Genomic DNA, 13,517 nt, shown 5'->3' on the forward strand with positions numbered 1-13,517 from the left:
TCAGGAGTCCCTGTCCTTGTCGGCGGCGACGTCCGCGGAAGCGTCGGACGCGGAGGCCTCGGACGCCGCGGCGCCGGGCTCGCCGCCCTCGTCGTCCGCGTCCTCGCCCGGAACCCGGTACGGGTCCGCCTCGCCCGCGTACTTCGCGCCCGCGGCCGTGCTGCGCACCTGCTCGTCGGCGGCACGGGCCTTGGCCAGCAGGTCGTCGATGGTGCGGGCGTTGTCCGGGACGGCGTCCAGGACGAACGTCAGCGACGGGGTGTAGCGCACCCCGGTCTGCCGCCCGACCTCGGAGCGCAGGACTCCCTTGGCGCTCTCCAGCGCCGCGGCCGAGGCCTCGCGCTCGGTCTCGTCACCGAAGACCGTGTAGAAGACGGTGGCCTCCCGCAGGTCACCGGTGACCCGGGTGTCGGTGATGGTCACGAAGCCCAGCCGGGGATCCTTGATCCGCCGGTCCAGGGTCTCGGCGACGACGACCCGGATGCGGTCCGCCAGCTTTCGCGCCCGCGCGGTGTCGGTCACTGTGAGGTCCTCCTCCTACTGCGAGCGGTCCAGGGCCGGGCCGTGCTTGCACAGCCGTCCCAACGTACCGCCCGCGCGCCCGAGGGCGCGTTCCGTCTTCGGTTCCTATACATCTGCACGGTGTGCGGACGCGGCCGTCAGTCGCCGTCCCCGCCACCGTGGTACCGCCTCCGTACGGAGAGCAGCTCCACCTCCGGGCGCCCGGCCACGAGCCGCTCGCACCTGTCCAGCACGTCGGTGCAGTGGCCGACGTCCCCCGAGACCACCGCGAGGCCGATCTCGGCCCTGCGATGGAGGTCCTGGCCGCCCACCTCGGCCGCACTCACCGCGTACTTGCGCTGGAGCTCGGCGAGGATGGGGCGGACGATCGAACGCTTCTCCTTGAGCGAGTGGACATCGCCGAGGAGGAGATCGAAGGACAGAGTCCCTACGTACATGCGTATCGGGTCAAGCCGACCCGTGAGGCCTCGTCGTACCGCTCCTTGATCCGGGAGCGGCCATAACCTGTGGAACGGTACACGCTACGACCGGGGCCGATCGACGGGAATTCCTCCGCCGACCGGCCCCGAATCGCTACCGCGTACTAGACGCGCGGCTTCTCGCGCATCTCGAACGTCTCAATGACATCGTCGATCTTGATGTCGTTGTAGTTCGAGAGCTTGATACCGCACTCGAAGCCCTCGCGGACCTCGGTGGCGTCGTCCTTGAAACGGCGCAGCGTGTCGATCGACAGGTTGTCGGCGACGACCGAGCCGTCCCGGACGAGCCGGGCCTTGGCGTTGCGCCGGACCAGGCCCGAGCGGACCAGGGCACCGGCGATGTTGCCGAACTTGGACGAGCGGAAGATCTCGCGGATCTCCGCGGTGCCCAGCTGGACCTCTTCGTAGACCGGCTTGAGCATGCCCTTGAGCGCGGCCTCGATCTCCTCGATCACCTGGTAGATGACCGAGTAGTACCGGACGTCGACACCCTCGCGCTCGGCCAGCGACGTGGCACGCCCCTCGGCGCGCACGTTGAAGCCGATCACGATCGCGTCGGAACCCGCCGCGAGGTTGATGTCGTGCTCGGTGACCGCACCCACACCGCGGTGCAGGATGCGCAGGTCGACCTCGTCGCCCACGTCGAGCTGCATGAGCGAGCTCTCGAGCGCCTCGACCGAACCGGACGCGTCGCCCTTGAGGATGAGGTTGAGCTGCTGGACCTGGCCCTCCTTGAGTACCTGGTCCAGGTCCTCGAGGGAGATGCGGCGGCGGGTCTTGGCGAACGCTGCGTTGCGCTCGCGGGCGGCCCGCTTCTCGGCGATCTGCCGGGCGGTGCGGTCCTCGTCGACGACGATGAAGTTGTCGCCGGCGCCGGGCACCGAGGTGAGACCGAGCACCAGGACCGGACGGGACGGGCCCGCCTCCTCCAGCGGGTTGCCGTTCTCGTCGAGCATGGCGCGCACTCGGCCGTAGGCGTCGCCCGCGACCATCGTGTCGCCGACCCGCAGGGTTCCGCGCTGCACGAGGACCGTCGCCACGGCGCCGCGGCCGCGGTCGAGGTGGGCCTCGATGGCGATGCCCTGGGCGTCCTGGTGCGGGTTGGCCCGCAGGTCCAGGGACGCGTCCGCGGTCAGGACCACGGCCTCCAGCAGGGAGTCGATGTTGAGACCCTGCTTGGCGGAGATGTCGACGAACATGGTGTCGCCGCCGTACTCCTCGGCCACCAGGCCGTACTCGGTCAGCTGACCGCGCACCTTCGTCGGGTCCGCGCCCTCGACGTCGATCTTGTTGACCGCGACCACGATCGGCACGTCGGCCGCCTTGGCGTGGTTCAGCGCCTCGACCGTCTGGGGCATGACACCGTCGTTCGCCGCCACCACGAGGATCGCGATGTCGGTGGACTTGGCACCGCGGGCACGCATGGCGGTGAACGCCTCGTGACCCGGGGTGTCGATGAAGGTGATGGCCCGCTCTTCGTCGTTGACCTCGGTGGCGACCTGGTAGGCACCGATGTGCTGGGTGATGCCACCGGCCTCGCCCGCGACCACGTTGGTCTTGCGGATCGCGTCGAGCAGCCTGGTCTTGCCGTGGTCGACGTGACCCATGACGGTCACGACCGGGGGACGTGCGACGAGTTCCTCGTCGCCGCCCTCGTCCTCGCCGAACTCGATGTCGAAGGACTCGAGAAGCTCGCGGTCCTCCTCCTCCGGGCTGACGATCTCGACGGCGTAGTTCATCTCGTCGCCGAGCAGGCGCAGCGTCTCGTCGGACACCGACTGCGTGGCGGTGACCATCTCGCCGAGGTTCAGCATGACCTGGACCAGCGACGCCGGGTTGGCGTTGATCTTCTCGGCGAAGTCGCTCAGCGACGCGCCACGCGACAGGCGGACGGTCTGCCCGTTGCCGCGAGGCAGCATGATGCCGCCGATGGACGGGGCCTGCTGGGCCTCGTACTCCTGACGGCGCTGGCGCTTGGACTTGCGGCCGCGCGACGGGCGTGCGCCCGGACGGCCGAAGGCACCCTGCGTTCCACCGCGGCCACCGGGGCCGCCGGGACGGCCGCCGAAACCACCGCCGCCGGGACGGCCGGCGAAACCACCGCCGCCGCCACCGCCACCGGGACGACCGGCGAAACCGCCGCCACCGCCACCGGGACGACCGGCACCGCCGCCACCGCCACCCGGACGGCCGGCGAAACCGCCGCCACCGGGACGACCGCCGCCACCGCCACCCGGACGGCCCGCGCCACCGGGACGCCCGGGAGCACCGGGACGGCCGGGAGCGCCGCCACCGGCGGCCGGACGCTGGGGCATCATGCCCGGGTTCGGACGGTTGCCGCCGCCCTGCGGACGCGGCATCGCGCCCGGGTTCGGACGGGGACCGCCCGGAGCGCCGCCGCCGGGACGGGGACCGCCGGCCGGAGCGTTGCCGCCCGGACGGGGGCCGCCCGGACGGGGTGCGCCACCGGGGGCACCACCGGGACGGCCGGGGGCCTGGGGCCGCGGCATTCCGGTGCTGCCGGAGGTGAAGGGGTTGTTGCCCGGACGCGGACCCGCGGGGCGCGGGGCGCCGGGACGGGAGCCGCCCTGGCCGGGACGGGCGCCGCCGGACTGACCCGGACGCGGGGCACCCGCACCGGGACGGCCGGCGCCGCGCTGGTCGCCGCCGCGCTGGTCCCCACCGGGACGCGGGGAGGCGGGACGCGGGCCGGGGGTGGCGCCGGGGCGCGGACCGCGCTGGGCCGGAGCCTCGCTCGGCGCACTCTGGGCCGCGGGAGCGACCGGAGCGGAGGGCGGGGCCTGGAACTCGACCGGGGCCGGAGCCGGGGTCTGCGCCGGCGGGGCGGGCGCGGCCGGAGCCGGGCGCGGGCCCGGACGCGGGCCTGCCGGGCGCGGGCCGGGCGCGGGCGTCTGGCCGGCGGGCTTGGGGGCCGCCGGACGCGCCGCGGCAGAACCGGCCGTCGCGGGCTTCGGGCCCGGGGCAGCGGGACGGGCCGTCGCGCTGCCGGGCGTGGCCGGTGCGGACGGCTTGGACGGCGCCGCCTTGCGGGGCGCGGGCTTCGCGGAGGAACGGCCGCCGCCGCTCCCCTGCTGGAAAGCATCTGTCAGTTTGCGTACAACCGGCGCTTCGATCGTCGAAGACGCCGAACGTACGAACTCACCAAGTTCTTGGAGCTTGGCCATGACGACCTTGCTCTCGACACCGAACTCCTTGGCGAGCTCGTATACCCGGACCTTTGCCACGTCGCTCCTTCTGGTCCGGGGTTGGTCGTCCGCCGGACCGTCGCTACTTCACGGGCGTACTCATCGCGTACTCATCGAGTGCTCATCGCAATCTCGACCTACTTCCGACTCGCGAGGTACCTGACGACCACACGGTTCACCGTGCAATCCCTTGCTGTTCTTGCTCTTCGTGCCGCTCTGCCGTGCTCTCGCTCGGCAGCGGGGTCTTGCACTGTCCGACCCACTCGCGCAGCCCACCCACATCGAGCGGTCCCTGGACCCGGAGGGCCCGCGGGAGCGCCCGACGGCGAACCGCCAGGTCGAGACATGCCTCGTCGGGGTGCACATATGCTCCCCGACCGGGCAGCGTACCGCGAGGATCAGGGACACACTCGTCCCCGACCGCCACGGTGCGCAGCAGATCGTCCTTGGCCGCACGCGTTCGGCAGCCCACACAGGTGCGCTCGGGGCATGCACGTGCTCGCGTCCGGCCAGACACTCTCAGTCTACCTCCCCGGGCCTGCGCCGCCCCAACGGGATGACGGAAGCACCGGCACTGTGTGATCCGCTGTGTACTCAAACGAACCGTCGGCGATCGTTCCGCATTCCCCGAAGCGCATCATCCGTCTCCGGGGTCACACGTCTCACATCCGCCGCCACGACACCAGAAGGTGTCCCGGCGGATACGAGCGATACGGGCGTTCGCCTCGACCGGGGATCAGGCCCCGGCGCGGCCGTCCTCCTGCTCGGTGTCCGGCCGGATGTCGATCCGCCAGCCGGTCAGCCGCGCCGCCAGACGGGCGTTCTGCCCTTCCTTGCCGATCGCCAGCGACAGCTGGTAGTCCGGCACGGTGACCCGGGCGGAACGGGCCGCCAGATCGACGATCTCGACCTTGCTCACGCGGGCGGGCGAGAGGGCGTTGGCCACCATCTCCCCCGGGTCGTCCGACCAGTCGACGATGTCGATCTTCTCGCCGTGGAGCTCGGCCATGACGTTGCGCACACGGCCGCCCATCGGGCCGATGCAGGCGCCCTTGGCGTTGAGGCCGGAGCGCGTGGACCGCACGGCGATCTTGGTGCGGTGGCCTGCCTCGCGGGCGATCGCCGCGATCTCGACGGAGCCGTCGGCGATCTCGGGGACCTCGAGCGCGAAGAGCTTCTTCACCAGGTTGGGGTGGGTGCGCGAGAGCGTGATGGAGGGGCCGCGCACACCCTTGGCCACCCGCACCACGTAGGTGCGGATACGGGAGCCGTGCTCGTAGTTCTCGCCCGGCACCTGCTCCTGCGTCGGCAGGATCGCCTCGACCTTGCCGATGTCGACCAGGACGTTGCGGGGGTCCTTGCCCTGCTGCACGATGCCCGCCACGATGTCGCCCTCGCGGCCGGCGTACTCGCCGAAGGTGATCTCCTCCTCGGCGTCGCGCAGCCGCTGGAGGATGACCTGCTTGGCCGTGGTGGCGGCGATCCGGCCGAAGCCCGACGGGGTGTCGTCGAACTCGCGCGGCTCGGCGCCCTCCTCCGTCTCGTCCGGGTCCTCCTGCGCCCACACGGTCACATGCCCGGTGGAGCGGTCGAGCTCGACGCGCGCCTTGTGGCGGCTGCCCTCGGTGCGGTGGTACGCGATGAGGAGGGCCGACTCGATCGCCTCGACCAGCAGATCGAACGAGATCTCCTTCTCCCGCACAAGCCCACGCAGAGCGCTCATGTCGATGTCCACGGCTACGCCTCCTCCTTGTTCTCGTCGTTGGTGCCGCTGTCGGTGTCGGCGCTGTCGGTGTCGGTGTCGGCGCTGTCGTGAGCGCCGCTGTCGTGAGCGCCGCTGTCGTGAGCGCCGCTGTCCTCGTGGGTATCACGGTCGTCGGCCTCGCTGCCGTCGTCGCCGACCGGGTCGAGCTTGTCGTCGCTCTTGCGGCTGAACTCGACCTCCACCCGGGCCTTGGCGATCTCGTCGAAGGCGAGCCGGCGCCGCGTGGGCTTGCGCCCCTTCACCCCGGGCACCTCGAGGTCGAGGCCCTCGTCGTCGATGTCCGTGATCCGGGCGGTCACCTCACCGCCACCGGCGAGCTGCGCCTTGACCATCCTGCCGAGGGCTCGCTTGAAGTGCCGGGGCTCGGTGAGCGGGCGGTCCACTCCGGGGGAGGTGACTTCGAGGACGTAGGGCGCGCCGCCCATCACGTCGGAGTCGTCCAGCGCCTTCGAGATACCGCGGCTCAGCTCGGCGACCAGATCGAGGGGGACACCGCCGTCGGAGTCGACCACCACGAGCAGCTGGCGGCGCCTGCCCGCCGTCGTCAGCTTGACCTCTTCCAGCTCGGCACCCGATCGGGAGACGAGCGGATCCAGCAGTGCACGCAGCCTGTCGCTCTGGGTGGTGCTCATCCGGGTGACTCCTCGGCCGCGTGTGCTGTTGTCGGAAGGTCGCTGTCGCGCTGACCCAGCCTATCGGGTCATTGCGCCGAGTGCCGATTCCATGCATACGGGCAGGTACTCTCATTCCCGGTGATCACGCCGGCAGAGGACGGGGAACGTGCCGATCAGCAAGAAATGCCAGCTCTCCGCAGGTCCAGCAGGTTCCCCCTCCCGCCGCAGTGTCCTGAGGGCCGGAGCGGGCGCGACCGCGCTGACCGCGGCGGGCGCCGCGGTGGGTGCCGCCGGGCTCACCGCCTGTTCGAACGGGCAGGAGGGGACCGCCGCCGACGGCTCGCGCGGAAACCGGCTGCGCGCACGGGCCGCCGAGGACGCCGCCGCGCTGATCGCCGCCTACGACGCCACGCTGCGGGCGCACCCGGATCTGGAGAAGGAGCTGCGGCCGCTGCGCGCCGATCTCGTTCTCCATCTGGAGGCCTTCGGCGGGCACGGCACGCCGTCCTCGGCCTCGTCGTCCCCGGGTGCGTCGGACGTTCCCGACGGGGCCGTCGCCGCCAAGCGCGCCCTGGCCCGCACGGAACGGCGCACCGCCGACGCACGGACCGCCGATCTCCTCGACGCACCGCCGGAACTCGCCCGCCTGCTCGCCTCCGTCGCCGCCTCGGGCGCGGGCCGCGCCCTGCTGCTCAGGAGCTGACGCCGTGCCGACACTCACGGGTTCACCGACCACCCAGCCGCCTGGCGCGGTCAAGGCGCTGCAGTCGGCGCTGGCCGCCGAGCACGCGGCTGTCTACGGGTTCGGGGTGGTCGGAGCGAAGCTCGACGGCGCCCGGCGCACCAGGGCCAGGAACGCGTACGACGCGCACCGGTCCCGGCGGGACGCTCTCGAGCGGACCGTCCGGGACCTCGGGGCCCAGCCCGCGGCGGCGGCGCCGGCGTACGCGCTGCCGTTCTCGGTCACCGACGAGGCCGCCGCCCTACGGCTCGCCGCCGTACTGGAGGACCGGGTGGCGGCGGTCTACGCGGATGTGGTGCGCGAGACCAGGGGGCATCTGCGCGAGGAGGCGGCGCGGGCACTGCGGGAGGCGGCGGTCCGCGCGGTGGGCTGGCGGGGCAGGGGCGTAGCCTTCCCGGGGCTGCCCGAACGGGCGCTCGGCACCTCGACCGAGGCCTCCCCGAGCGCGTCCCCCGGCGAGCTCTGACGTTCTCGGGGGCGGCGTCCCCAGGGCGGCGTCCTCGGGGGACGGGGATCGGCGGGGCCGGGGCACCGGGGCCCCTGCCGCAGCCGCCTCGCCGTTCACCGCAGACATGTTCACAGCCGACCAGCCGCACCGCCGCAGGAGGGACTCGCACGCCATGCCCGTCGTACCGCTCACGCCGCCCGAGCATCTCGTGCGCACCGTCTGCGCCTGGGAGGGCGAGGCCGGGCGCGCTTGGGCGCGGGAGCTTCCCCGGCGGGCGCGGAGCTTCGTCCAAGCGTGGGAGCTGACGCCCGAGAGGGTGCTGGAGCCGGGCGGGAGCATCAGCATGGTGGTGCTCGTGCGGCAGGCGGACGGGACCCCCGCGACACTCAAGCTGGGCATGGTGACGCGGGAGACCGAGCACGAGCCGGGAGCCCTCGCCCACTGGAACGGGGTGGGGGCGGTGCGCCTTCTGCGGGCGGAGCCCGAGGAGGGGGCGATGCTCCTCGAACGGCTCCAGGGCGATGTGAGCCTGCGTTCGCTGCCCGAGGCGAAGGCGATGCTGGAGGCGGCCGGGGTGGTCCGCCGTCTGTGGGTCGGGCCCGGTGAGGAGCACCCCTTCACCACCGTCGCCGAGTACACCGCGGGGCTCGTGGAGAAGATGCTCGAACGAGCCGCCGAGCCGTGGGCGGCCGATGTGCGCCCGCTGGTGGAGGAGGCCCTGACCACGCACGCCGAGCTCATGGCGGGCGAGCCGGAGCGACTGCTGCTGCACGGCGACTTCCACCACGGCAATGTGCTGGCGGGAGGGGCCCCGCTGCCCGGAGGCGGGCAGGGCGGGCGGATGCCGTGGCTGGCCATCGACCCCAAACCGCTGGTCGGTGAGCGCGCCTACGACCTGGCCTGGCTGGTGCGGGACCGGCTGGACACCCTCGCGGCCTCCCCCGGCCCCGGCTCGCTGGCCCGTCGCCGGGTGAAGAAGCTCGCCGACTCCCTCGACCTCGACCGCGATCGCCTGCGGGGCTGGGCGTTCTTCCGTGCCGTGGAGGCGGGGGTGTGGTCGCTCGCGGTCGGGGACCGCGAGGACGGCGAGCTGCTCCTGGAGTTCGCCGGCTGGCTGTAGTGGACCGCGTGGTGGGCCCGGCCTCCTGACCGAACCCACCATCGGCCCTGTGAACTCCCCAGGCTTTGGCCTCAGTTGGCCGTCAGGCGGGCCAGCGCGTCGTCGATGGAGATCTCCTCGCGCTCACCCGTCCTGCGGTCCTTCAGCTCGACGACGCCCTCGGCGGCGCGGCGCCCGACCACCAGGATGGTCGGGATGCCGATCAGCTCGGCGTCGGTGAACTTCACTCCCGCAGAGACCCCGGCGCGGTCGTCCACCAGGACGCGGACGCGGCCGGCGCCCAGCTTCTCGGCGAGTTCCAGGGCGAGTTCGGTCTGCTGGGCCTTGCCCGCCGCCACGATGTGCACGTCGGCGGGGGCGACCTCGCGCGGCCAGCACAGCCCGGACTCGTCGTGCGTCTGCTCGGCGAGGGCCGCCACGGCGCGGGAGACACCGATGCCGTAGGAGCCCATGGTCACGCGGACCGGCTTGCCCTCGCGGCCGAGCACGTCGAGTTCGAAGGCGTCGGCGTACTTGCGGCCCAGCTGGAAGATGTGGCCGATCTCGATGGCACGGCCGATGGTCAGCCCCGCACCGCAGCTGGGGCAGGGGTCGCCGGGCAGGACGGTGGCCACGTCCAGGTACTCGTCGACGGTGAAGTCACGGCCGCACACCACATTGCGAACATGGTGGTCGGCGCGGTTGGCGCCGGTGATCCAGGCCGTGCCCTCGGCGACCCGGGGGTCGGCGAGGTAGCGGAAGGCCTTGCCCGCCAGGCCCTGGGGGCCGACGTAGCCGCGCACCAGGTCGGGGCGGCCGGTGAAGTCCTCGGCGGTGACCAGCTCCACCTCGGCGGGGGCCAGCGCCTCGGCGAGCTTGCCCATGTCGACCTCCCGGTCGCCCGGCACGCCCACCGCGGTGATCTGCCCGTCCACCTTCACCAGGAGGTTCTTCAGCGTCGCCGAGGCGGGCACGCCCAGGTGCTCGGCGAGGGTCTCGATGGTGGGCGTGGCCGGGGTGGCCAGCTCCTCCATCGGGGGGTGGCCGGCCCCGGTGACGGGCTCGACGACGGCGGTGACGGCCTCGGTGTTCGCGGCGTAGTCGCAGGCCGGGCAGTCGACGAAGGTGTCCTCCCCGGCCGCGGCCGGGGCCAGGAACTCCTCCGAGGCCGAGCCGCCCATGGCGCCCGAGACCGCGGAGACGATGCGGTAGTCCAGGCCCAGCCGCTCGAAGACGCGGATGTAGGCGCTGCGGTGCGCCTGGTACGCCTCGCCCAGGCCCTCGTCGGAGGTGTCGAAGGAATACGCGTCCTTCATCTGGAACTCGCGCCCGCGCAGCACTCCGGAGCGGGGCCTGGCCTCGTCGCGGTACTTGGTCTGGATCTGATAGAGGATCAGCGGCAGGTCCTTGTAGGACGAGCACTGGTCCTTCACCAGCTGCGTGAAGATCTCCTCGTGCGTGGGGCCGAGCACATACCTGGCGCCGCGCCGGTCCTCCAGTTGGAAGAGCAGGTCGCCGTAGGCATCGGCGCGGCCGGTGGCCTCGTAGGGCTCGCGGGGCAGCAGGGCGGGCAGGAGCACCTCCTGGCCGCCGATGGCGTCCATCTCCTCGCGGACGACGCGGGCCACGTTGTCCAGCACGCGCTTGCCGAGCGGCAGCCACGTCCACACTCCGGCACTGCTACGGCGTACGTACCCGGCTCGGACGAGCAGCTTGTGGCTGGCGGTCTCGGCGTCGGCCGGGTCGTCGCGCAGCGTCTTGAGCAGGAGCCGGGACATGCGCTGGACCATGGATTCTCCAAGGGATGGAACGGATTCCACCGAGGATATCCGGGCCGAGCGGGGCGGTGCGACGCCGTTCGCCCCAGGCCGCTAGCGCTCGGCGGAGCCGGTCCTCGGCAGGGGAAGGTGCGCGCCCATCACCACGTAGAGGCTGGGGGCGCTGGGGAAGCGCACCGACCGGGCCAGGTCGACATAGCCGAGGGAGTGGTACAGCCTGCGGGCCCGGCTCGGCCCCTCGATCGCGGACAGGATGCTGCGGCTCTGCTCGACGCCGTCGGTGAGCCGGGTGATGAGCGCGCGGCCGAGGCCGTGTCCCTGGAATCCGGGCAGGACGTGCAGCTCTGTGACACCGAAGACGTCGTCGAGCCAGTCCTCGTGACCGACGGCGACGAGGTACGGCTCGATGACGGTGCTCCACCAGTGGGCGCGGTCGTTGGGCATGCCGTAGGTGAAGCCGACGAGCGCGCCGTCGGCCGTGAACGCGCCGAAGGCCCGGGTGCCCCGGTAGGCGGCGTGCCGCAGGACGATCTGCCTGCGGATGTGGATCTCCTCGTCGTTGAGGCCGAAGGCGAGTGCCTGCACGGCGAGCGCGTCGTCCACGCGCGCGACGAGGTCGATCGGCCCGATGAGGAGTTCGTCCATGGGCGGGGACCCTACTGCCTGGGGATACCGGCCGGGCAGATCACCCGGGCGCGGGGTGCGGGGGCCGCTCAGAACAGGACGCTCATGAAGGAGCCCACCTCGGAGAACCCGACACGGCGGTAGGCGGCGCGGGCTGGGGCGTTGTAGTCGTTGACGTAGAGGCTGACCACGGGGGCGACCTCGCGCAGCGCGTACTGCAGGACGGCGGCCATACCGGTCTCGGACAGGCCCTCGCCCCGGCGGTCGGGGGCGACCCAGACGCCCTGGATCTGGCAGGCGTGGTCGGTGACGGCGCCGATCTCGGCCTTGAAGACGACACGGCCGTCCTCGATCCGGGCGAACGCCCGCCCGGTGGTGACGAGTTCGGCGATGCGCGCCTGGTAGAGCAGCCCGCCGTCGCCCGTCATCGGGGAGACGCCGACCTCCTCGGTGAACATGGCCACGCACGCGGGCATGATCGCGTCCATCTCGTTGCGGCGCACCCGGCGCACCAGCGGGTCCGGCGCGATCCCCTCCGGCATGGACCGGGTGACCATCAGCGGCTGGTGGGCGCGGACCTCGCGGGCGGGCCCCCAGGCGGGTTCGAGGTGGGCCCAGAGCTCGGCGGTGGCCTCGGCGGGACCGACGATGGACGAGCAGCTGCGGCCACTGCGGCGGGCCCGGTCGGCGAAGGCCCGCACCGCTTCGGCGGTGGCGCAGATGGGCACGAGGTTGGCCCCGGCGTAGCACAGCGACTCCAGGCGGCCGGAGGCGTACCAGCCCCACAGCTCACCGCCGAGCCGCCACGGGTCGAGCCCGGCGGTGCGGATGCGGGAGGCCACGAAGGCGTTGGCCACCGGGTCGCGGTCCAGCACCTCCAGAGCGGCGTCGAGGTCGCCGGGCTCCAGAACCCTGGTGGTCGTCTTCGTCAACACTGTGGGAGCCTCACCATGCCCGTGCCCGTGCGGGACGCCCCACCCTCGTGGCGCTCCCCCGCACTGTACTGCGCCGTTCACCCGTACGCCCATCGTCATGTGGGGCCGGTGGATCAGGTGATGGAGACGGTGGGCTCGCCGGAGGCGGCGCCCTCCTTCTCCATCTGCTCGGCGATCTTGAGCGCTTCCTCGATGAGGGTCTCCACGATCTTGGACTCGGGAACGGTCTTGATGACCTCGCCCTTGACGAAGATCTGGCCCTTGCCGTTGCCGGAGGCGACTCCGAGGTCGGCCTCGCGGGCCTCACCGGGGCCGTTGACGACGCAGCCCATGACCGCCACGCGCAGCGGGACCTCCATACCCTCCAGACCGGCGGTGACCTGGTCGGCGAGCTTGTAGACATCCACCTGGGCGCGGCCGCAGGAGGGGCAGGAGACGATCTCGAGGCGGCGCTGTCGCAGGTTCAGCGACTCCAGGATCTGGATGCCGACCTTGACCTCCTCCGCCGGTGGGGCCGACAGGGAGACGCGGATGGTGTCGCCGATGCCCTCGGCGAGCAGGGCGCCGAACGCGACCGCGGACTTGATGGTGCCCTGGAAGGCGGGGCCCGCCTCGGTCACGCCGAGGTGGAGGGGGTAGTCGCACTTCTCCGCGAGCAGGCGGTAGGCGTTGACCATGACCACGGGGTCGTTGTGCTTGACCGAGATCTTGATGTCGCGGAAGCCGTGCTCCTCGAACAGGGAGCACTCCCACAGCGCGGATTCGACCAGCGCCTCGGGAGTCGCCTTGCCGTACTTCTCCAGCAGGCGCTTGTCGAGGGAGCCGGCGTTGACGCCGATGCGGATCGGGGTGCCCGCCTCTGAGGCCGCCTTGGCGATCTCCTTGACCTTGTCGTCGAACTGCCGGATGTTGCCGGGGTTGACGCGCACGGCCGCGCAGCCGGCGTCGATGGCGGCGAAGACGTACTTCGGCTGGAAGTGGATGTCGGCGATCACCGGGATCTGCGACTTGCGGGCGATCGTGGCGAGGGCGTCGGCGTCGTCCTGGCTGGGGCAGGCCACCCGGACGATCTGGCAGCCGGAGGCGGTCAGCTCGGCGATCTGCTGGAGCGTGGCGCCGATGTCGGCGGTGACGGTGGTCGTCATGGACTGGACCGAGATCGGGGCGTCTCCACCCACAGCCACCGATCCGACCTGGATCTTCCGGCTCCGGCGGCGGTCGGCCAGCTTGAGCGGCACGGACGGCATTCCGAGCGAGATGGCTGTCATCAGGTGTGCATCCCCAGGTATGGCTCAAAGGATCCGG

General features: G+C 72.1%; 13 protein-coding genes. 3 read left to right on the top strand and 10 right to left on the bottom strand.

The window, feature by feature from the left end; genetic code table 11:
- The 6 genes from rbfA to rimP all read right to left on the bottom strand — a co-directional run bounded on the left by rbfA (position 1) and on the right by rimP (position 6,604).
- Positions 1–522: a 30S ribosome-binding factor RbfA gene (rbfA, locus tag IEY86_RS22940; protein ID WP_189133709.1), complete on the bottom strand. Its 522-nt coding sequence runs from the start codon at positions 520–522 to the stop codon at positions 1–3.
- Between the two features lie 137 nt (positions 523–659).
- Positions 660–959 carry a DUF503 domain-containing protein gene (locus IEY86_RS22945; protein WP_189133710.1) on the bottom strand — a complete coding sequence of 100 codons (300 nt, stop codon included), beginning with the start codon at positions 957–959 and terminating at the stop codon, positions 660–662.
- A 146-nt stretch (positions 960–1,105) separates the two neighbouring features.
- Positions 1,106–4,246: a translation initiation factor IF-2 gene (infB, locus tag IEY86_RS22950; RefSeq protein WP_189133711.1), complete on the bottom strand. Its 3,141-nt coding sequence runs from the start codon at positions 4,244–4,246 to the stop codon at positions 1,106–1,108.
- Positions 4,247–4,382: 136 nt separating this feature from the next.
- Entirely contained in the window at positions 4,383–4,724 is a 342-nt protein-coding gene (locus IEY86_RS22955; RefSeq protein WP_189133712.1) for a YlxR family protein, read from the bottom strand.
- A gap of 219 nt (positions 4,725–4,943) precedes the next feature.
- Positions 4,944–5,942: a transcription termination factor NusA gene (gene nusA / locus IEY86_RS22960; protein WP_189133713.1), complete on the bottom strand. Its 999-nt coding sequence runs from the start codon at positions 5,940–5,942 to the stop codon at positions 4,944–4,946.
- A gap of 2 nt (positions 5,943–5,944) precedes the next feature.
- Positions 5,945–6,604: a ribosome maturation factor RimP gene (rimP, locus tag IEY86_RS22965; protein ID WP_189133714.1), complete on the bottom strand. Its 660-nt coding sequence runs from the start codon at positions 6,602–6,604 to the stop codon at positions 5,945–5,947.
- A gap of 148 nt (positions 6,605–6,752) precedes the next feature.
- Between rimP and IEY86_RS22970 the strand changes: the two genes are divergently transcribed.
- From IEY86_RS22970 to IEY86_RS22980, 3 genes are all read left to right on the top strand, one after another.
- Positions 6,753–7,289, top strand: a complete 537-nt coding sequence (locus tag IEY86_RS22970) for a hypothetical protein (RefSeq protein ID WP_229698681.1) — start codon at positions 6,753–6,755, stop codon at positions 7,287–7,289.
- A 4-nt stretch (positions 7,290–7,293) separates the two neighbouring features.
- The gene (locus IEY86_RS22975; RefSeq protein ID WP_189133715.1) at positions 7,294–7,794 is read left to right on the top strand and encodes a ferritin-like domain-containing protein; all 501 of its coding nucleotides are present in this window, start codon (positions 7,294–7,296) and stop codon (positions 7,792–7,794) included.
- Positions 7,795–7,948: 154 nt separating this feature from the next.
- The gene (locus tag IEY86_RS22980; RefSeq protein WP_189133818.1) at positions 7,949–8,896 is read left to right on the top strand and encodes an aminoglycoside phosphotransferase family protein; all 948 of its coding nucleotides are present in this window, start codon (positions 7,949–7,951) and stop codon (positions 8,894–8,896) included.
- A 71-nt stretch (positions 8,897–8,967) separates the two neighbouring features.
- On the opposite strand, the gene IEY86_RS22985 is transcribed toward IEY86_RS22980, so the two are convergent.
- The 4 genes from IEY86_RS22985 to ispG form a co-directional block, all read right to left on the bottom strand.
- The gene (locus IEY86_RS22985; RefSeq protein WP_189133716.1) at positions 8,968–10,665 is read right to left on the bottom strand and encodes a proline--tRNA ligase; all 1,698 of its coding nucleotides are present in this window, start codon (positions 10,663–10,665) and stop codon (positions 8,968–8,970) included.
- An 81-nt stretch (positions 10,666–10,746) separates the two neighbouring features.
- The gene (locus IEY86_RS22990) at positions 10,747–11,298 is read right to left on the bottom strand and encodes a GNAT family N-acetyltransferase (RefSeq protein WP_189133717.1); all 552 of its coding nucleotides are present in this window, start codon (positions 11,296–11,298) and stop codon (positions 10,747–10,749) included.
- A 68-nt stretch (positions 11,299–11,366) separates the two neighbouring features.
- Positions 11,367–12,212: a GNAT family N-acetyltransferase gene (locus tag IEY86_RS22995; protein ID WP_189133718.1), complete on the bottom strand. Its 846-nt coding sequence runs from the start codon at positions 12,210–12,212 to the stop codon at positions 11,367–11,369.
- 113 nt (positions 12,213–12,325) lie between these two features.
- The gene (gene ispG, locus IEY86_RS23000; RefSeq protein ID WP_189133719.1) at positions 12,326–13,480 is read right to left on the bottom strand and encodes a flavodoxin-dependent (E)-4-hydroxy-3-methylbut-2-enyl-diphosphate synthase; all 1,155 of its coding nucleotides are present in this window, start codon (positions 13,478–13,480) and stop codon (positions 12,326–12,328) included.
- Positions 13,481–13,517: the final 37 nt, after the last annotated feature.

This window comes from Wenjunlia tyrosinilytica (assembly GCF_014646055.1).
GTDB lineage: Bacteria > Actinomycetota > Actinomycetes > Streptomycetales > Streptomycetaceae > Wenjunlia > Wenjunlia tyrosinilytica.